The 19,186-nt window shown below is 58.7% G+C and carries 11 protein-coding genes and 3 pseudogenes; 7 read left to right on the top strand and 7 right to left on the bottom strand.

The genetic code is table 11. The features are described 5' to 3' along the window. Positions 1-56: 56 nt before the first annotated feature. The 3 genes from glpB to DEQ67_RS16275 all read right to left on the bottom strand — a co-directional run bounded on the left by glpB (position 57) and on the right by DEQ67_RS16275 (position 4,634). Positions 57-1,415, bottom strand: coding sequence for a glycerol-3-phosphate dehydrogenase subunit GlpB (glpB, locus tag DEQ67_RS16285; RefSeq protein ID WP_004043185.1), 1,359 nt, complete (start codon positions 1,413-1,415; stop codon positions 57-59). Beyond that, positions 1,405-3,096: an anaerobic glycerol-3-phosphate dehydrogenase subunit GlpA gene (gene glpA, locus DEQ67_RS16280; protein WP_115891651.1), complete on the bottom strand. Its 1,692-nt coding sequence runs from the start codon at positions 3,094-3,096 to the stop codon at positions 1,405-1,407. Before glpA ends, glpB begins: the two co-directional genes overlap by 11 nt. 194 nt (positions 3,097-3,290) lie before the next feature. After that, the gene (locus tag DEQ67_RS16275; RefSeq protein WP_115803479.1) at positions 3,291-4,634 is read right to left on the bottom strand and encodes a class II aldolase/adducin family protein; all 1,344 of its coding nucleotides are present in this window, start codon (positions 4,632-4,634) and stop codon (positions 3,291-3,293) included. 146 nt (positions 4,635-4,780) lie between these two features. On the opposite strand from DEQ67_RS16275, the gene dgoD reads away from it, so the two are divergent. From dgoD to DEQ67_RS16260, 3 genes and pseudogenes are all read left to right on the top strand, one after another. Further along, positions 4,781-5,932 (top strand): galactonate dehydratase, encoded by a 1,152-nt coding sequence (dgoD, locus tag DEQ67_RS16270; protein WP_115803478.1) that lies wholly within the window; start codon positions 4,781-4,783, stop codon positions 5,930-5,932. 66 nt (positions 5,933-5,998) lie between these two features. After that, positions 5,999-6,766, top strand: coding sequence for an IclR family transcriptional regulator (locus tag DEQ67_RS16265; protein ID WP_004043181.1), 768 nt, complete (start codon positions 5,999-6,001; stop codon positions 6,764-6,766). A 780-nt stretch (positions 6,767-7,546) separates the two neighbouring features. After that, a pseudogene (locus tag DEQ67_RS16260) lies at positions 7,547-8,223 on the top strand (IS6 family transposase). Between the two features lie 59 nt (positions 8,224-8,282). Here the strand turns inward: DEQ67_RS16260 and DEQ67_RS16255 are convergent. Then, positions 8,283-11,297, bottom strand: a complete 3,015-nt coding sequence (locus DEQ67_RS16255; protein WP_115803477.1) for a GLUG motif-containing protein — start codon at positions 11,295-11,297, stop codon at positions 8,283-8,285. A gap of 265 nt (positions 11,298-11,562) precedes the next feature. Between DEQ67_RS16255 and DEQ67_RS16250 the strand changes: the two genes are divergently transcribed. Beyond that, a complete protein-coding gene (locus tag DEQ67_RS16250; RefSeq protein WP_233509332.1) occupies positions 11,563-12,324 on the top strand; it encodes a helix-turn-helix transcriptional regulator in 762 nt (253 codons plus the stop codon). Between the two features lie 105 nt (positions 12,325-12,429). Here the strand turns inward: DEQ67_RS16250 and DEQ67_RS16245 are convergent. Further along, positions 12,430-12,511 (bottom strand): annotated as a pseudogene (locus DEQ67_RS16245) (IS6 family transposase); the annotation flags it as partial. Positions 12,512-13,052: 541 nt separating this feature from the next. Between DEQ67_RS16245 and DEQ67_RS16240 the strand changes: the two are divergent. Beyond that, positions 13,053-13,492, top strand: a pseudogene (locus DEQ67_RS16240) (hypothetical protein). Between the two features lie 1,171 nt (positions 13,493-14,663). Next, on the top strand, positions 14,664-15,941 hold the full coding sequence (locus DEQ67_RS16235) for a Cdc6/Cdc18 family protein (protein ID WP_115891652.1): 1,278 nt from the start codon (positions 14,664-14,666) through the stop codon (positions 15,939-15,941). 278 nt (positions 15,942-16,219) lie between these two features. Here DEQ67_RS16235 and DEQ67_RS16230 read toward each other — a convergent pair whose 3' ends face one another. Together DEQ67_RS16230 and DEQ67_RS16225 are read right to left on the bottom strand one after the other, a co-directional pair. Beyond that, the gene (locus DEQ67_RS16230; RefSeq protein ID WP_115803704.1) at positions 16,220-16,543 is read right to left on the bottom strand and encodes a hypothetical protein; all 324 of its coding nucleotides are present in this window, start codon (positions 16,541-16,543) and stop codon (positions 16,220-16,222) included. Between the two features lie 507 nt (positions 16,544-17,050). Then, positions 17,051-18,436, bottom strand: a complete 1,386-nt coding sequence (locus DEQ67_RS16225; protein ID WP_115891708.1) for an ATP-binding protein — start codon at positions 18,434-18,436, stop codon at positions 17,051-17,053. A gap of 336 nt (positions 18,437-18,772) precedes the next feature. Here DEQ67_RS16225 and DEQ67_RS16220 point away from each other — a divergent pair, with 336 nt between their 5' ends. Continuing rightward, positions 18,773-19,183, top strand: coding sequence for a helix-turn-helix transcriptional regulator (locus tag DEQ67_RS16220; RefSeq protein ID WP_004062242.1), 411 nt, complete (start codon positions 18,773-18,775; stop codon positions 19,181-19,183). Positions 19,184-19,186: the final 3 nt, after the last annotated feature.

The raw sequence follows: 19,186 nt of genomic DNA, 5'->3' as shown, positions 1-19,186 counted from the left end.
GTGTGTGGGTCGTGTCTGTTGTCGTTCGGTCGTCCGTGTCGCCGGCCGTCTCGCCGTCAGTCTCCGAGTTCCTTCGCGGCGTTGCGTCCCGCGACAACACCCGTTGCGAGAGAGACGCCCGCAGCGGACTTCTCCCGGGCGGCGTCCGCGCCGCCGACCACCGCGCCGGCGGCGAAGAGGTTCTCGAACTCCGGTGTTCCGTCGGCGGCGAGCGGCCGCATCTTAGCGTCCGGTTCGACGCCGAAGCGAGCGTAGGGATGCGCCCCGAACGCGTCGTCAACGAACCAGTCGTAGCGGTCCGACGGTTGGGGGACGCGGCAGTCGAACACGGGCTCTCTGACCGCCGTCCGGTCGGAGTCGAGGCCCTTGCCGACGAGGCCGCCAGTCGCGAGGACGAACGAGTCGGCCGCGTACGGCACCTCTCGGCCTTTCCGGTCAACGAGCACCGCATCGACGTGCCCCGACTCGCCATCGGTCTCGTAGCCGACGACGGGGTTCCCGGTCTCGTACAGGACGCCCTCGGCGTCGAGCGCGTCGTAGAGACGGTCCTCCAGCCGGAGGCCGGGGAGGCTCGGCGGCCCCATCGGAATCTCGAACACGTCGACGCCGAGTCGCTCCGAGAGCGCCGCCCGAACCGCGTCGGCGCGGTCGTCGCCAAGCACGGCCGGAAAGCCCACGCGCTCCGCGCGGTCGACGTACGGCTTCACGGCGTCCACGAGCGCCCGCCTCACCGGAGTCCCGTCGAGGCGCTCGTCGTGGTCCAGCGCCTTCGCGATTCGCGTCACCGGTGCGTCCGCCCGGAACTCCTCGGCGAACTCGATTTCGACGCCGGCGACGGGAAATGGGACGCCCGCGGCCTCAAGCGAGTCCGCGAGCATGCGGGCGTCGAAGTCCGTGAACGACCGGAAGCCAACGACGAGCATCGGTCGGTCGTCGCTCGCCAGCCCTTCGGCCGCGGCGCGCGGGTATCGTGCGGTCGGCTTCACCGCGCCGCCGAACGTCGGCAGGAGCGCGTTACGGTCCGTGTGGCCGCCGTGATACGCGTCACCAGTGAGGTCGTCAAACAGCGCGAGGCCGTCCCGCAGGGCGGACTCGCCGACGAGCGAGTAGGGGTGGTCCGCCGGGAGGTCGTCGAATCCGTCGGTCGGTCTGACGAGCGGTCCCTGGTACGCGTCCCGGTTCGACCGCACCGCTCGGAAGTCTGCGCGCCCTTGGGTGACGTAATCCGCCCCCTCTGCCGCCGAGTCCCGCGACGGCACGTAGCCGAGGGCGTCGACCAGCCCCGACGCCTGTCGAAGCGTCGTCTTCTTGTGGGAGACCAATCTGACCGTCACGCCCTCGCGGGCGGCCGCGACCGCGCTTGCCATCCCGGCGAGTCCGCCGCCGACGACGAGCACGTCGCTCTCAATCGCCATGGCTGCCCTCCGGAACTTCGGTCCGTCCCCCGTCGAAGGCGCGGTACTCGATGTTCTCGTCGCCGGCGACGTGATTCGCGTCGTGATTCATCGTCGTCGCGTGAAGCATGGCGTTGAGCATAGCCTGCGAGAGCTGTTCGCCCCAGAGGGCGTGACGCTGACCCTTCCAGCGCTCCTGATACAGTTCGTCGACGGCGTCGCGGGCGACCTCGGCTCCGTGGTCGGGATAGAGTTCGGCTCCCAGCCGATGGCTACAGAAGCCGCCCTGACAGTTCCCCATCGACGCACGGGTTCGGAGGCGGACCCCGTTGAGGTCCGCGCCGACCTGGTCGATGGCGTCTCTGACCTCTGCGCGGGTGACGGCCTCGCACTCGCAGAGCGTCGGGTTCGGCTCGTCGATGTCGAGCACCTCGGGAGCCCTGTCGCCGAGTCGCTGACCGCTTCTGCGGGCGATGGGCGAGCGCAGGTCGAACTCGTCCATGTACTCGTCGAGCGCCGAGGGGTCGGCGCTCCCGGGGAGCGGAACCTCGTCCGTCCGGCAGGGTTCCTCGACGCCCAGTACCTCGCAGACGTGGTCGCTGACGGACTCCGCCATCTCTCGGTAGGTGGTGAGCTTGCCGCCGACGACGGAGGCGAACCCCGCGACTCCGTCGCGCTCGGCGTGGTCGAGCACGAAGTAGTTCCGCGTCACGTCGCCGGGGTCGGTCGTCGACTTCGGGTTCGGGTCGTACAGCGGTCTGACGCCCCAGTAGGCGCGTATCATGCGGGCGTCGGCGACCACCGGAACCATCTCGGAGGCGATGTCAATCATCATGTCCACTTCCCACTGCTCTTCGGGGTAGTCGTCTGGGTCGTCAACCGGGTCGTCGTTTGCGCCGAGCAGGACCGTCGTCTCGTGGGGGATGATGGTATCGCCCTCGCCCTTCGGGAGACAGCGGTTGATGACCGTGTCCAACTGCCGGACGTTGGTGACGACCATCGCGCCCTTCGAAATCGCCATTTCGAGGTCGACGCCGGCCATCGCCGCCAACTGTCCCGCCCACGCGCCGGTCGCACTGACAACGTAGTCCGCCTCGAACGTCTCGGTGTCGCCCGCCGCGCCCTCGCTGTGGTGGTTCGGCCCCTGTCGCTTGACTTCGACGCCGGCCACCCGTCCGCCCTCGACGACAAGGTCGACGACTTCCGCGTGCGTCTCGATGCGCGCGCCGTGTTCGACGGCGCTCGCGGCGTTCGCCACGCAGAGGCGGAACGGGTCGACCGCGCCGTCGGGAACCCATATGGCACGCTCGACCGCGTCGGTGAGGTAGGGTTCGCGCCGTCTCGCCTCCTCGCCCGAGATGACCTCGGTCGGGATGTCGCACTCCGCACACCCGGCCAACTTCCGTTCGAAGTAGTCGTCGGAGTCGCCCTCCAACTGGACGAACAGCCCGCCGGTGTCCTCGATACAGTGGCCCGCGATGCGGTGGAGCACCCGGTTTTCCCGCATGCAGTCGACGGCGCTCTCTTTGTCCGACACCGCGTAGCGGGCCCCGCTGTGGAGGTGGCCGTGGGTGCGCCCGGTCGTCCCCTCTGTGAGATTCCCCCGCTCCACGAGCGTCACGTCGAAGCCGCGCATCGCGAGGTCGCGGGCGGTCCCCGTACCGGTGGCTCCACCGCCGATAACGACGACTGAGTAGCTCATATAATTATGAAAAACCATGGGTAGCGACGTAATAATTGTTGTGCTCACCGAATTTTCCGCGGTCGCGGGTCGGACGCGGCGGCGGCACCGCTCACGCGCCTTCCGTGACACGGGTCTCGATTCGGCGATGCTCCGAGCCGTGACCGGCGATTCGCCGGTGTGCCGACTCGACGGTCGCTCCGAGGACGGCCCGTTTAGTGGTCCTGTCCGTAGTCGGCGAAGCGGTCGAGGAGGGTATCGATTTCCTCGTCGGGGAGTAGCGAGGGCTCGCCGATGTTGAGCGCCTGGTAGTGGATGCGGGCGCAGTACTCGACCATGAGCGCCACCTCGTACGCCTCCGCGACGGAGTCGCCGACGGCGACGACGCCGTGGTTTTCGAGGAGACAGGCGTTGTAGTCGTCGCCCAGTGCCTCCAGAGCGAGGTCGGCCAGTCCCTGCGTCCCATAAGTCTCGTACCCCGCGACGGGAATCTCGTCGCCGGCAAAGGCGATGAGGTAGTGCGAGGCCGGAATCGGCTCGCCGAGGCTCGCGAAGGTGCTGGCGTACGGGGAGTGATTGTGGACCACCGCGCCCGCGTCCTCGCGCTCGCGGAGGATGCCGGTATGCATACGGACCTCGCTCGACGGCTTGCGGTCGCCGGCGACCCACTCGCCGTCCAGCGTGACGACGGGCACGTCCTCGGATTCGATCTCGTCGTAGGGCATCCCCGAGGGACTGATGGCGACGAGGTCGTCGGCCTGCGCGCTGATGTTTCCGCCGGTCCCCTCGGTCAGTCCCTGATGGAGCATCTCACGGCCGAACTCGCTGACCGCCGAGCGGTGCGACGCGAGGTCGGATAGTCGGTCGGCGGGGACGCGATTCTCCCCGGTCGGGTCCGGCCCGTCCTCGTCGGCCGACTGCGTCTGCCCGTAGTCGGCGAAGCGGTCGAGGAGAGTGTCGATTTCCTCGTCGGGGAGCAGCGAGGGCTCGCCGACGCTGCGCGCCTGGTAGTGGATGCGGGCACAGTACTCGACCATGAGCGCCACCTCGTACGCCTCCTCGGCGGTCGCACCGGTAGCGAGGACGCCGTGGTTTTCGAGGAGACAGGCGTTGTAGTCGTCGCCCAACGTCTCCACCGCCACGTCGGCGAGTTCGGCGGTCCCGTAGGTTTCGTAACTCGCCACGGGAATCTCGTCGCCGATGAACGCGATGAGGTAGTGCGAGGGGCCGACTGGTTCGTCGATACTGGCGAAAGTGCTGGCGTACGGGGAGTGGTTGTGGACCACCGCGCCCACGTCCTCGCGCTGGCGGAGCACGTCCGTGTGCATCCGGAACTCGCTCGATGGCTTGCGGTCGCCGGCGACTCGTTCTCCGTCGATGTCGAGTATCGGTACGTCTTCGGGTTCGATTTCTTCGTAGGGCATCCCCGAGGGGCTGATGGCGACAGTTCCGTCGTCCGCCCTGACGCTGATGTTTCCGCCGGTTCCTTTCGTGAGGCCGTCTGCCAGCATGCGCTTGCCGAGCGTACTGACTAGACGCTGAGGCTCGTTCACCGTCATGATTGTTCTATCCAGATGGGGGGTGATAATTCTAGGGGTTGCAACAGCGACGGTCCGACGCGACCCGTGTTTTTCTCGGCGTTCGTCGCGGGCGGGCCGCCGCAGTCGGACAAACTACTTTACGACCGCGGATCGTCGGTTCGCCCATGGAAATAACCGGGTACGAACTGTTCGAAGTCCCGCCCCGGTGGGTCTTCCTCAAGCTCGAAACCGACGCGGGCGTCTGCGGCTGGGGGGAGCCAATCGTGGAGGGCTACGCGAAGACGACGAAGGCCGCCGTCGAGGAGATGGTCGACAACTACCTCCTCGGGACTGACCCCCTCGAAATCGAGCGCCACTGGCAGGCTATGTACCGCGGGCGGCACTTCCGCGGCGGCCCGATTCTCATGAGCGCTATCGGCGGTATCGACCAAGCGCTGTGGGACATCAAGGGGAAACACTACGGCGCACCCGTCTACGACCTCCTCGGCGGAAAGGCCCGCGACCGGATTCGGGTCTACCAGTGGGTCGGCGGCGAGACGCCCGAGGCCATCGCGCGCGCCGCGGCCGAGGAGGTCGACCGCGGCTACGACTGCCTGAAGCTCTCCGCCGTCTCGCAGTTAGACCGCATCGACTCCCCGGCCGCGGTGGCCCGGGTCCGCGAGCGCCTCGAAGCCGTCCGATCCGAGGTCGGGGACGACGTGGACATCGTCGTCGACTTCCGTGGGCGCATCACGACCGGGATGGCGAAATGGGTCGCCGACGAACTCGACCCGCTCGATCCGATGTTCTACGAGGAGCCTGTCCTTCCTGAACACGCGCGCTCTCTACCGCGCATCGAGAACCGAACCAAGGTCCCTCTCGCGACCGGCGAACGCCTGTACTCCCGCTGGGACTTCGAGCGGACGCTGGAACTCGACGCCATCGACGTGCTTCAGCCCTCCCCGTCCCACGCCGGGGGTATCTCGGAGGTCCGCAAGATAGCCACGGCGGCCGAGGCGAAAGATGTGCTCGTCTCGCTTCACTGCCCGCTGGGGCCGATTTCGTTCGCCTCCTGTCTCCACCTCGATATGGTGCTCCCGAACGCCATCGCACAGGCGCAGAACCTCGAAATCCACCGCGCCGACGGGAACGACCTCCTCGGGTACCTCGACGACCCCGCCGTCTTCGGGTTCGACGACGGCTTCGTCTCCGCTCCCGACGCCCCCGGCCTCGGCGTGAAGATAGATGAGGAGGCCGTCCGCGAGCACGCGCAGTCCCGCGTCGACTGGCAGAGCCCGATATGGTACCATGAGGACGGGAGCGTCGCCGAGTGGTGAACCACCGACGCGGCCGATTCGGCGATAGTGAATACTTTTATGGTAAACTCCGTTCTTCGTTTGGCCATGAACGAGCGCGGAGACCCACCGGTGAAGGCGACGACGACGAGCGGGCGCGTGCTGGACGCGCTCTCGAAACTCGGCGACGCCAACCTGACCGAGGTCGAGACGGAGGTCGGCCTCTCGAAGAGTTCGGTGCACAACCATCTCGAAACGCTCCGACAACTGGGGTTCGTCGTCAAGGAGAACCAACGGTATCGACGCAGTCTTCGGTTTTTCGAACTCGGCTGTTCGGTCCGGTCCGAAGCCCCCTTCTACGGGGTCGGGAAGTCGGAGGTCGACCGACTCGCGCGGATTTCGGGACTCGCCGCGGGCCTCACCGTATTCGAGCGCGGACGGGGCGTCTGCATCTACGAGCGGACCGGCCAGAACGTTGAGGCCCCGCCCGTGACCGAAGGACAGACGGTCCCACTCTACTGCACGGCCCCGGGGAAGGCGATGCTCGCACAACTCCCGGCGGACGACCGCCGCGACGCCGTCGATGCGACGTCACTTGACCGCCACACGGACCAGACGATTACGAGCGCGGCCGCACTCCGTAAGGAACTCGACACCGCGGAGACTCGCGGCCTCTTGTCGGACCGCGAGGAGTGGCAGACCGACCTCCGCGGTCTCGCCGCTGGCGTCGTCGACCCCGAGGACGGTCGGGTCGGGTCGATATTCGTGTTGAGTTCCTCGGAGAGCATGTCCGGAAAGCGTTTCCAACAGGACGTGCCCGGACTCATCATCAGTTCCGCTAACCAGATTCGGAAGGCGCTCCGCGAGTCGGTCTGAGTCGCGGCGCTCCGTGCCTCGCGGCCGCTCAACGCCTACTTCTGTTCTCTCTTCGTCCGATAGCAGCTTCGACCACCGAGCGAGTTCGCACCCCACACGGAGCATTAGTGGACGACTCGTCCCCTTCGAATTGTGTTCACTATATCCGAATACTACGTTGGGACACCCATTACTGTCGTGCCTGTGTCATTACGTGTCTTCACCGACGGTCAAGACATCCGTCTCATGCCGCACAGTAGCGATACGATAAGGATTAGTGACTGTATCATTTGTTCATACCTCGATCGGAGGTGGTAAGCGCACGGTCTCAGCCCCGGCACCAGACAGTCGCCCCGACGACTGGGTGGGAGGACCCTCAACTGGATGTTCATATCAAAAATGGAACGTACAATCACGAGGGCGGTGTCGCTTTGAGTCGGTGTGCGACTCGTAGATCGTCCATACATGACAGACGCACCGCTGTAACGTTATAAATTACAGAATTACATGTGTAATTGAGGACCACCTCATCAACTGTTACGAGGCGTGGAGCGAACGGTCATTAGGTCGCCAGTCAAGAAGAGGGTCTACCCGTGTGGGCCACAACTCTACTTACCGCCAAGAGAGTCATAAGAGTGTTCAGTTTTGTGAGCCACTAATTTTAGAGAGATTGAATGAAACTACTGTATATCGTAGAATGAATGGAGATGTGTGAATTATATGACTTATTCAGATACTCAATCAACAGGAAGTCTAGTTAAGCCAGTTTGAGGCACGAGCAGGTCGTTGAGTATGTTTGGGATGAAGCCCGCAGACCTGCTCAGTGAGTACTTTGCGACAGATTTAGAAGAAACGTGGGAGCGTGAGCGGACGGCGATACTCGTCAGGGCGCTCGCCGTCCAGCTCCACACGACTGGTTGTTCACTCAGAAAGACAAAATAGATTCTTCGATATCTCGGCATTGAGCGCTCTCTCCAAGCTGTTTGGCAGTGAGTACATCGGCTTGCTGACAGTTATCACAACCCGCCTGAGGCGAAACCGAAGCGGGTTGCGGTCGACGAGACTGCTATCAAAATCAACGGTGAGTGGTCTTGGTTGTACGCTGCAATATACTTCGACATAAAAGTGATGCTTGACGTTGCGCTGTTCAAGCGTCATGGAACCGATCCGGCGGTTGCGTTTCTCCACGGAGTCTGTAAGAAACACGACGGTTCAGAGGCGGTGTTTCTGGCTGATTCCTTCGGATATCAGACTTCCTGCTCTCGATTAGGGTTGAACAGTCGGGTTGATTACACAGACCGAAACCTGATTGAAAAATGGTTTCACACATTCAAAATGAGAGTTGACCGTTTCCACAATTCATGGGTGGAAGTCGGCTGAGCGTCCGCCAATGGCTTGCAGTTTTCATCCATTACTGTAATTTTCAGCGACCGCATCAGTCGCTCGACGGAAGAACGCCAGCTCAGGAGGTTAACTAGACAGTGCCCTGGCTCAGATTGAGTCCACAACCTAAGTTAGGAACAACAAACCACCGGCCTCACGGTGAGTCAGACTCCTGTTTCGACCGGCACCTAGCTCGTCGAACGACGAATGTACCAACCAACATAGCGATTACTGTAAGTACAACGCCGAATCCCGGTGAGTCACTAGCCGTCGTGGCTGGCTCGTCAGTTGTGTCTATCGTGTCCGTTATGTCCGATTCGGTTGTCGCGGCTGACTCGTCAGTTGTGATTGTCGTGTCGGTCGTGTTTGCAACTGGAGTCGATCCGATTACGAACGTCGACAGTCCTGGCGATGTGGCTTCCAGCGTATACCGCGCATCAGTCTCCTCAACGATAGTGGTTGGTAGTCGATTCCACTGAGTCGTCTCGGCGCGGTAAAGCGCGACGGAGTCGGAATTGAGGCCCGAGTCGGCGAACTGTGACTTGCGGAGACTAACGGTGAATATCACGTCTTCGATATCCTCGTCGGCAATCGTATGGTCGACGGTAATCGTCCCCATCGACTGCGCTTCCGTCCCAGAGGTAAACGACGGCTCGGTTTCGCCACTTCCGGCGTCACTGGTCGTGATGTCGAGTTCGAAATCCGAATCGTCGTCGATATTCATCTGCAGGCCGGTGAGTGACAGATTGCGTTCGGTATCGTCAGAACTGGTGTCGCTGAGTAGGATCTCGACTGGTTCGTCAGTCGAGGGGTCCGAGACGTCGACGCGCCACGTACCCTCTCCCTTATCTCCGGCGGTTACACGAACTTCGGGATCATTACTGGACGACGAAGATGACCCCAAATCATGGGGCGTTGGTTCGTCAACGCCGATGATCGTTACCGTAATCGTCCCACGTGCAGTATCACCGTCGACATCCGAAACAGTGTAGGTAAAGTTGTCTGTCGTATTTTCCCCATCCTCAAGGGACTCGAACTGCCCGTTCGGGTCGTACGTCCAACTTCCGTTCCCATAGACGGTGAGGTTCGCCCCCGAGCCGAGGGTGAGGACTCTACCGCCGCTGAACATCGTGCCGTTGACCGCCGTCAGTGAGTCGCCAGCGCTGGTAGCGGTCCCTAGTTGTATGAGGTTGACGCTCTCGCCGTCGGCGATGGAAAGCACGGTGTCCTCGCGAGTTGTTTGTGAGCTGTTGTCGGGTGCGATCCGGGGTTCGGCAGCATCGATCACGGTAACGGTGATTGTCTCGGTGGTGTTGATGCCGAACTCATCAGCCGCCTGCACGTCGACCACGTACTCGTTGTCCCCGTCGGCATCGGTCGCGTTCTCGAAGTCCGGTGCGCTGTCGAACGAGAGGGTGCCGGTGGTTGCGTTGGTGCTGAATGCTGATCGATCTACCCCACCGACAAGCGAGTAGGTGATGTTGGTATCGTTGCCGTTTCCGTCGGTAGCGTTCACGTCGGCTACAATGACGGTGTTTTCCGCGACGGCCCAGTTCTCACTAGTGGTGAACGTCGGCCCTGTGTTGTCGACGGTGAACGACTCGCCGCCCGTATAGCTCCCGTCGGTACTCCCGGCTGCTCCGGATTCGACCAGCGCGTTACCGTCGGCGTCGGTAATACTGTCGTCGTCGACGAGGTCGACTCCGAGGTCGCCCGTGCCCGAGACGGTGTCGACGGTGACGATGTACCGGCTGTCAGCACCGGTAACCGAGATGTCGTCGTCTCCATTGGCTGTTGTCGCAGTACCAGTCGTTGCAAGCGTGAAATCGTCAGCGTCCACGCCGGTGACCGGCTCCGAGAATGTCACGGTGAGGTTCACGCGTTCGGCGGTGGTTGCCTGAACGTCTGGGTCATTCCGGGTAATAGACTCGACGACTGGCTTTGCAATACCCTGCGCTTGAAGCTGTTCCGTCCGGTCGATTCCCCGCAGTATCGGATAACCGTCCATCGCCGCGTCCGTATCCTCGCGTTCGACCATTCCCCACGTGTTGGTGAAGTCGAGACCGGTCATGTTCGTCTCCGCACTCGCCCCCTGCATCTCGGGAGCGGGAGCGGTGTCGGCCGTCGCTCCGAAGCCGCTGACGTCGGTGAAGGTTATCGGCTCCCACCCATCTCCCGTACTCACACTGTCCTCGTTCGTCGTTCCTACGTCCCAGTAAGCCTGCTCCACGGTAGTCGGTTCAACAGCGGAGCCACCGACGAGGCCACCAATCCCCTGCGTCTCGTCGTCGATACTGAGAGACCCAGTGGCGTACGAACGCTGAACCGTTCCTCCAGGGTCCGCTTGGAACGACCCGAGTACTCCACCGGCGTACCAGCTCGCAGTAACCGTGCCAGTAGCGTAGGAATCCGCTATCGTTCCCGTGGAGACGCCGACCAGTCCGCCAGCAGACGTGCTGCCTCCCCCTCCGTCGACGGCTCTTGCAGCGAAGGAGCGATTGACCGTCCCCTGGTTGAAACCGACCAGTCCGCCAAACCAATCGCTTCCACGAGTCGGTTCTCCAATCGCGTAGGAGCGACGAACCGTCCCATCGTTACGGCCGACTAGGCCGCCAACTCGATAAGTCCCGGTAACCTCACCAGTGACGTGAGAGTTCTCGACGGTCCCATCGTTATACCCGGCGAGCTGTCCGGTTCTTCTCGCGCCGGTGACGGATCCACCCTCGAGACCGATGTTGGTGATCGTTCCTCCCGACGCAACCTCACTAAACAGGCCAACGGAGTATGTCCTTCCTCGGTTGATAGTCAGGCCGGAAATCGTGTGGTCGTCGCCATCGAAGGTGCCCGTAAACTCGTTGTTTTTGTCCCCGATCGGGTCAAACCCATTGTTGCTGTCCCACGTCGATGTCTCGCTCGCGTTGATATCTCGGGTTAGAACGTAGTTATTCCCCAGTCCCTTGTCATCGATACACTGGAGTTTGTCCAGCGTATCGACCTCGTAGTACGTTTGCCCCGAGATGGTCTGATTGGTCCATGAAACGGCGCTACACTGCGATGTGTCCGGCATATCGGCGGCTGCCACCCCCGAAAAGGCGGTGACACCGACACCCAAGGAAACGACGAGGAGTGTTATTACCACGAGTAGCCACCGACTGACCCTCGCACCCATCAGACACTTACTCCGTCCAACCTTCGGTTGCGTCGATCGCGGTCCACGGTCGCCCGTAATGCGGTTTTATTCATATATTCAGTACGAATTCAACCGCAAGTATAGTCATTGGCTGAGACGGTGTTTCACGGCATGAGACATCAGTCATTCAGACAACAAGAACCGCAACCACAGCTGTGTGACGGTGACGCCGACACTCCGACTGCGTGGCGTGATATATTGGAGGAGACGAAATACGTATCATTCATAGCCTCATGATAGTCGTATGAATCGCTACAGTCGTGATCCCACCCGACTGTTGAACCACCAGCCACTATTGGCTGTGGCCCGTGCTCGGTCGGTCGACCGGTCGACATTAGAGACTGAACTTGACGTGTCAAGAGCGACCGTCTACCGCCAGACCTCCGCGCTGGTCGACGAGGGACTGCTCAAACGGACCAACCGAGGGTACCGGACGACTGGCGCGGGAACGGCTGTTCTCGACGCTGCCGAACGTTTCGAGCGCTCGCTGGCGGCGGCAGACCGACTGAAGCCGCTGCTCGAACACCTCTCGCCGTCCGTCCTCACCGAAAACCTCCATCTTTTCGCCGACGCGACGGTGATGGCAGTCGACCCTGAGTCACCCTATGCCATTGAGCAACGCCTCGAATCCGTCATCAGCGATGTCGACGAGCGAATCTACGGGGCTGCAACGAGTTTCGGCTCACCGGTGACGCTCGCTCGGACCGTTGACTGCGTTGAGGGAGGCGTTGACTTCGAGTGGGCTCTCCCGCAGGCGGTCCTAGAACGCCTCGAATGCCAACACGGCGAGCTGCATGAAACAGTACGAGCCCACGACAACGCTTCCGTCTACGTCACCGAGGACGTGGTTGACCTCTCGTTGTACGACGACACGCTCGTGCTCACAGGGTTCGACACCGACCGGGGGACGCTGGCGGCCGTCGCCATGACCGACAGCTCTGCAGCCGTCGACTGGGCTTGCGACGTCTTCGAAACCCACCGTGAGCGCGGCGAGCGACTAAGCTAAGTGGGCCACGGCGGCGCCACCACCGAAACCCACGGTGAATAACCTTCTCGCTCCGTATTGGTATAATTCTGAATGTGTGATTTTCATTGCTCAATAGGGCACTGTCTAGTTAGTGACCTCCTCAATCGGTGTTCCCATCGAGCGCTTGATGCGGTCTCTGAAAATTGTAGTATTGCACAAATTGTATGGAAGATTTAGTTAATCCTACGGATTGGCGTGGAATATCCAGCCTGCCATCGACGGTGGACTGCGTAGGAAGTGTCGGATTCACTCCCGCCGTAAACGGCGGGATGCTCTCCTCGAAGAAAGATAGCCTATTGGACATTCCATAGTGCCGTGTCGAACGCAGTCAGATTGCGGATGTGACGGAACGGTCCGGACTGATCGAACGCCTTCTGGGTGTCTCCTCGATTTCACTAGCACAGCGCGGTAACAATCTCATACACTCTGCTGTCTCGATACTGCCGACATAGCAGTCTTCAATCTCGGTAAGCAACCCGTTAGCGTCTGATCTTGTCAGTTCGGGAGAGGTCACGAAAAGCCAGCCGATTTACAGTCTGGACGAGGGGTGTGTCACCATCGAAACCATCTGCAGGGGAAGAACAGTTTCCACTCTCAGTCACTTCATTCACTGCCGCTAGAGAGCGTGACCTCTTCCTAGAAGTTGCAAAGACGATGGAGCGGGCATTCGACAAGGCTCAAGTGGAGGCGTAAGTATGCCACGAGGAATGGTTGAGCGGTTCGAGAATCCATCAGACGAAGGGGACGATGAGAACACTAAGGCCGAAGAGGAAACTGCAGCGACGTCGTCAAAAACAGAAGCAGAAACTCGAGGGTCAGGGAAGGCCACGGGTAACCAGTCGAACCAGCAACAGGGCTCGACCGCGGGTACCACCGAATCGTCCGCAAGTGAAGCGAGAGAGACAGACGACGAGCCGTAGAATATCCGTGAGGACTGAGACTCAGCCACGATATACGTAGAACCGGAGCAGAGCGAGGATATCGAGATTACATCTACTCGCCTGAAAAAGCAGCTGAAACGCGAGGGTGTCACGCTGGAGAAGAACAAACACTTCTATCGTGGGATCTTCGAGGTGGCGTTTGGCGAACACCAAGAGGAAACGAAAGAGAAGATTCGGGACTCGCAAAGCAAGACGCCAATCAGTGAATCACTGATTCACGGAGTGTCGAATCTATATCAGGTCACAACTTCACTTTCGACTCGATAACGGTGGCCAATCGACATTTTGTGATTGATTCAGACGTTAACCAACAGAATCACAAGCTCGGAGATTTTTGTTGGTTAAGGAATCGAGAGTTTGACTCGAATTTCTGAACCGGAAGGAGAAAATTGTGGGAACACACACCCCTCGTCAAGAGTGAAAACGATTGAAAGGGTGAGGGGTGTTATCCACAAGAAACAGAGGTCGAAAAGACAGAACACGGACGAACCCACGGAGAGAGTCGTTAAGACTGAGATTGACGGCGAAATAAGAGGAAAGCAGATGAGTAGTTCTTCACGAGATCCAGACGAATACTAATTCGTCTCTTTTGTTGTGGAGAATACAGTTAATGGGCTATTCGAACCAATAAGATATAAATCTTCTAGATAATACTAAGAATTCTGATGGGTGTGCGTTCTGGTTGATTCCCCGGAAGCTCGATGCGTGTGTTTCCGTCTCTCTTCCTGTGATTCGTGTCGTTTGCAGGCGATACAGTCGTGCAATTCTCATCTTGCTACCCGGATCTTCTCGTGCTGTTTCACTCTGGACGAGGGGTGGGTGGGTGTCTTTACGTCGTGACTTTTATGTGATTATTCTCTCGATACCCCAAACTCTCGACACCCTCAAGATTGGTGCAGAATACAGGTCAACAGCTGTGTTTTGTGTCGATGGCTACGACTGAAAACAGGAAGCATCTCCTCGAACTTCTGTTCAACCGAATAACGAACCTCGCGACTGTTTTCACTCTGGACGAGGGGTGTATGCCGTGCGTCAGACGTCTTTGTGTCTGCTCAATGTTTGACGTCTTTGCTCTGATTGAGTTATACTCTTGATGGGGGGTGTGCATTTTCGAGCCCAGTGGAAGATTAGTGGTAATTCACTCGGGACGAGGGGTGGTCAAATATTGGTTTCTGTCCGCTATACAGTCTTGGTGAGGGGTGTTTCATCGTCCAAATCACTTGCACGGGAAGGACGCCTTTCACTCTGGATTACCTCGTCTCTTTTACCGACTGACATTGGACGCTCTAGGCAGTAGGTCCTAGTCATGGGCTGATTTACACTCTTGTCGAGGTGGGAGAATAATTAAGTAGCCAGGTTGCGCGGTATCTGGTATCGATGGCTGATGACCCGTCGCAACTCTCTGACTTCAACGACCGGTACGAAGACCCGGCTGAGGATCCGCTGTTCAATATCGATGGAGACGATCCCGACCGGGTCGACATTTTCACTCGCAAGGAACTCCTGAAGGTTGGTCACGTCCCGGAAAGTGCCCGAATCGTCGGCCGTGACGAAGAAATCAAAGACATCGCTGCTGAACTCAGGCCGATCGTTCAAAATGACCCGCCTAACAACGTCATGATCTACGGCAAGACAGGGACGGGCAAGTCGCTGGTTGCTCGCCATGTCACAGAACGTGCCCGTCGAGCCGCAGAGTCAAATGGGGTTTCGGTCGGGACTGTCTACGTCGACTGTGCACAGCACAATACTCAGACCCGTGTTGCCCGAACAGTGACACGGGAGCTCAACAAGACCGAAAAAACTGACTTCAACGTCCCACGCGCGGGGATTGGCAGTGGGGAATATTACGACTACCTCTGGGAGATATTGAATCTCGCCTATGATGCAGTTGTCATCATTCTCGATGAGGTTGACCGCCTGAACGACGATGATATTCTGATGCAGCTCTCACGAGCCCGTGAATCTGGGAAAGCCGATTGTCACCTGGGCGTTATCGCGGTGAGTAACAAAATCGAGTATCGGGACCAGTTGAACGAGCGCGTCAAGTCAAGCCTTCGTGAAGAAGAGTTCGTCTTCCAGCCCTACGACGCGAATCAACTCCGTGGGATAATGAAGCACCGCCGTGACGCGTTCCACGACGACGTTCTCTCTGACGACGTCATCCCGCTAACTGCGGCACTCGCCGCACAGGAACATGGCGACGCCAGGAAGGCGATCGAGATTCTCCGACACGCGGGCGAACTCGCTGAGCGAGAAAACGCTGACCAGGTCGTCGCAGAGCACGTTCGCGATGCTCAAGAATGGGCAGAGGTTGACCGATTCGAGGAGTTACTTCGTGGATCGACGACTCAGGTCAAGTTCATTCTCTACTCACTTGCATTGTTGACCGAGGAGAGCTCGAACGAAGACGAATTCTCGACAAGCCGTATTTACAAGCGCTACCAGAACACTGCTGAGACGGTCGATGCGAAGGTTCTGAGCGAACACCGCGTCTATGAACTGCTGAAGGAGCAGGCGTTCCTCGGCGTGGTGGAATCGACCCGAACTGGCGGTGGACGGGGAGAAGGGAGCTACCTTGAGCATCGACTGGTTCAGGATACTGGTATTGTGCTGAAATCTGTGCTCCGTGATAGCCGACTGGAAGATCTCGCGTAATCTCCGTTTTCCCCGACTACACACCCCTGGTCACGAGTGTAAGTTCTGACTTGTTCAGTCTGGTAACCCACACCCCGTGTGCAAAGTGTAAATATGCGCTATTCATGCGCGAGAGCGCTTAAGGAACAGTTGAGGTCTTTGATTATTCATCTTGTACACGGGGTGTCTCCCTCTCAACTTGTCATTCGATTATCTCTCACACGGGGTCCACGGATGATGAGAAAATTCACTTCGCACACGCGGTGTGGTGGCCCTCGATCTCATGGAAGTTGCCCTTCCTATTCACCGGAATTGACTGGTCCTTTATACTTAGACTTGATTTTGTCACCCTCTCGCCACTGCCAGTAGTAGTAGCGATTGTCGTTGATCTCTTTGATCGTAATCGTCGCCTTCGTGGGGACATCATCTGGAAGGTCATCCGACCGTTCTTCGAGTTCCCCTTCCGGTGGCTCTTCCTCGCGACGAACCTCACGCTCCTTGTGTTCGGCCAACTCTTCGGCATAGCGGGCAACGTCTCGGAGACTGTTCGGCGATAAGTTATTCAGGGCGTCGACGACTTCTGTGGAGAGGCTCGTCGGCGGCGTCGGTGGTTCGTAGGACATCGGCAGCTGCCTCGTGTTAACCAACACAAGGGCTAATCAAAAATTTTGTTGGTTAAACTGCTGATGCCGACTTCCCGTTTTCCTCTGGTTGTAACGCTACTCGAAACTGGTATATCAACAAGTTTCGCGCTACGTTACACATGCTGCGAGGAATCGACCAACATCCGGACGCAAGCCTAGACTTCCTCGTGAACAAGTAGCGCCAGTTCGTCACTCTGGTCGGACGACCTCGTCGCAGGAATAGCACTCAGCGAAAACGCCAGTTGACCCATCCGCCATCCTCGAACTCGATGATCGACTGGTATGCCTCAATCTCTTCGCCGCAGTCAGAACATCGACCAAGCGCCGTCGAATCACTCGTCATGGGGGTGGAGACGCATGTGACACAGTCCGGTTCGATAAGGGTCACGCGATGCCACAGCAAAGTTGTTTGGTCGAGCCGGTGACGCCGAAAGTAGTTGGTGAACCGTCGGGCTACTTGCGCCTCAGGCTTCCAAGAGCCGTGAGTTACACGCTGTTGGTTATGTCATCTAACCCAAACAGCCGCAAGTCACCCCGCTTTGCAACTGCTTCTTGGACAGTTTGGGTCGCCCCGCTCCGAGTAAATAGTGCATACTCTTTGTCGATATCTCCGCCACTGTCAGGGGTCCATCTGATCTCTTCTGTGTGTTCTTCGAGTGACGCAAGAGCACTGTAGTCGAGCGGAGCATTCGTGAATTTACACTCGCCGACGACCATTGTCCCCTCCGTAGTAAAACCGACGACGTCGACTTCGTGTTCTTTGTACCACCACCGGCCGAGATCTAAGAACGTTTTGTCTGGATACAATCCAGGAAGTGCGTCTTGACAGAGGACTTCAAATTGTGAACTCACGAAGTCAGGGAGTTCGGGCTCGATGACTGCCTTATACGCTTCGTCGCCCAATCGCTCGTATCGGTCTTCGTTCCCGTAGACAAATCGGAACCAGAACCGAAACAGTGGGTCGAGAATCCGGTAGCGGCCACGGCGGGAGCGAGCTTTCTCTTCTGTGAGTGGAACTTCGCGTTCGATGAGCCGAAGGCGCTCTAATTTCTGGGTGTAGGTCGAAATCTGCTTTCCGTCGATTCCAACCATCTGTGCAATCTCATTTGACGTGGTATTCCCTGCAGCGATGGCCTTGAGAATCGCAAAGTATCGATTCGGCTCAGTTAACTCAGTTCGGAGGACGTACTCCGGTTCGTTATGGAGATATCCCCGCTGTGAGAGGAGAGATTCAGAAATCACGGTTCCAAAGTCGTGATCAAGATCGATGCCATCGAGATAGTATGGAACACCACCGAAGACACCCCATGCAAATATCCGGTCTTCAGGCGTGTAGCTTTCTGGGAAGAACTCCTGGGCAGCAGCAAATCCGAGTTGTCGGAGATCGATTTTCTCGGTGAATCGCCCGTAAAGCGGGCTGTTTCCTAACAGCGTTGCTTCCTCCATCATACTAATCGATGACCCAACGAGAATGAGTGTTCCACTCGTGTTCTGGAGGCGTTGGTCCCACAATCGCTGAATCACCGAAGGAACGCTCTTGTCGGCGTCGATGAGATATGGGAACTCGTCGAGTACGACAATTCGTCCCTGTTCGACGAGGTACCCGAGTAGTGACTCCCAATTCTGTTTGATGTGTTCAATTCCAGGGAAGGAACCTGAGGCGGCGTCAACGAATTCGTCGAGTTGCACCTGTGGTGTCGTCTGCGTCGCTTGGTATACGACGGCATCATCTCTCTGCGTGAGTGAGTGTTGAACGAGTTGCGTTTTTCCGAGACGACGCCGTCCAAAGATGACAATCATCTCTGGGCTGTCGGACGCGTAGCACTCTCGCAGCCGAGATAGTTCGATTTCCCGATCCACAAAGCGTTCCATGAACCTCATATATTCTCGCAAGAAGTTAATCGTGCCGATAACCAAATTCAGAATAGGCTATTCTGAAATAGGCTATTTTCGATTGCTCTGTCAGACACACCACTATTGCCAGTAAAACCAGCACCCATCAACAGTCGCTATGAAGACGTGATTTAGAATCGATAGTGACCCGGCACTCACATAGTAGTAACTCGGTCGAGAATGGCGATTCCGTTCCTCGTCACGGGAGTTCCTCGGCCACGTCAACTAAGTCACTCATTCAGATTCATTTTGGTTTACCCCAGAGTGATTTACCCGAAGGTAAACTACTTTGCGTCAGAGTGTGAACTGTGATGTATGAGTACCGATCTGGGAACCGCTGGTGGAGAGAGGTCCCGTGAACTGATCCATTTCGTCACCCAGCAGACGCGGTTCGCGCTCGTCAATAACATCCTCCAGCATCCCAAGCAGCCTTCGATGTACGAACTTGAGGAGCTCAACCCCAGCGTCAGCGATGCCACCGTCTACAAGCACATCCAGAAGTTGATCGACGCCGGCATCGTCAAAGAAGTCGCACTTGACGACGACCAGCGCCGACAAGGCTATCCTTGGAAGTTCTACGGCCTGACTGAGGACGGTCGAACATTCCTTGAGGAACACAATCTGCTCGCCGCTGAGGAGACGCTCCAGCAGATCTACGAGACTATCTCCGACAAGCCCGAGAAGATGGTCAAGTACGAGAACGCGCCCCGTCCAGAACAGCAGTAGTCA

This window comes from Haloferax sp. Atlit-48N (assembly GCF_003383015.2).
Lineage (GTDB): Archaea > Halobacteriota > Halobacteria > Halobacteriales > Haloferacaceae > Haloferax > Haloferax volcanii.
Note: the sequence above shows the minus strand (reverse complement) of the source record. Positions and strands in the feature narration are given on the sequence as shown.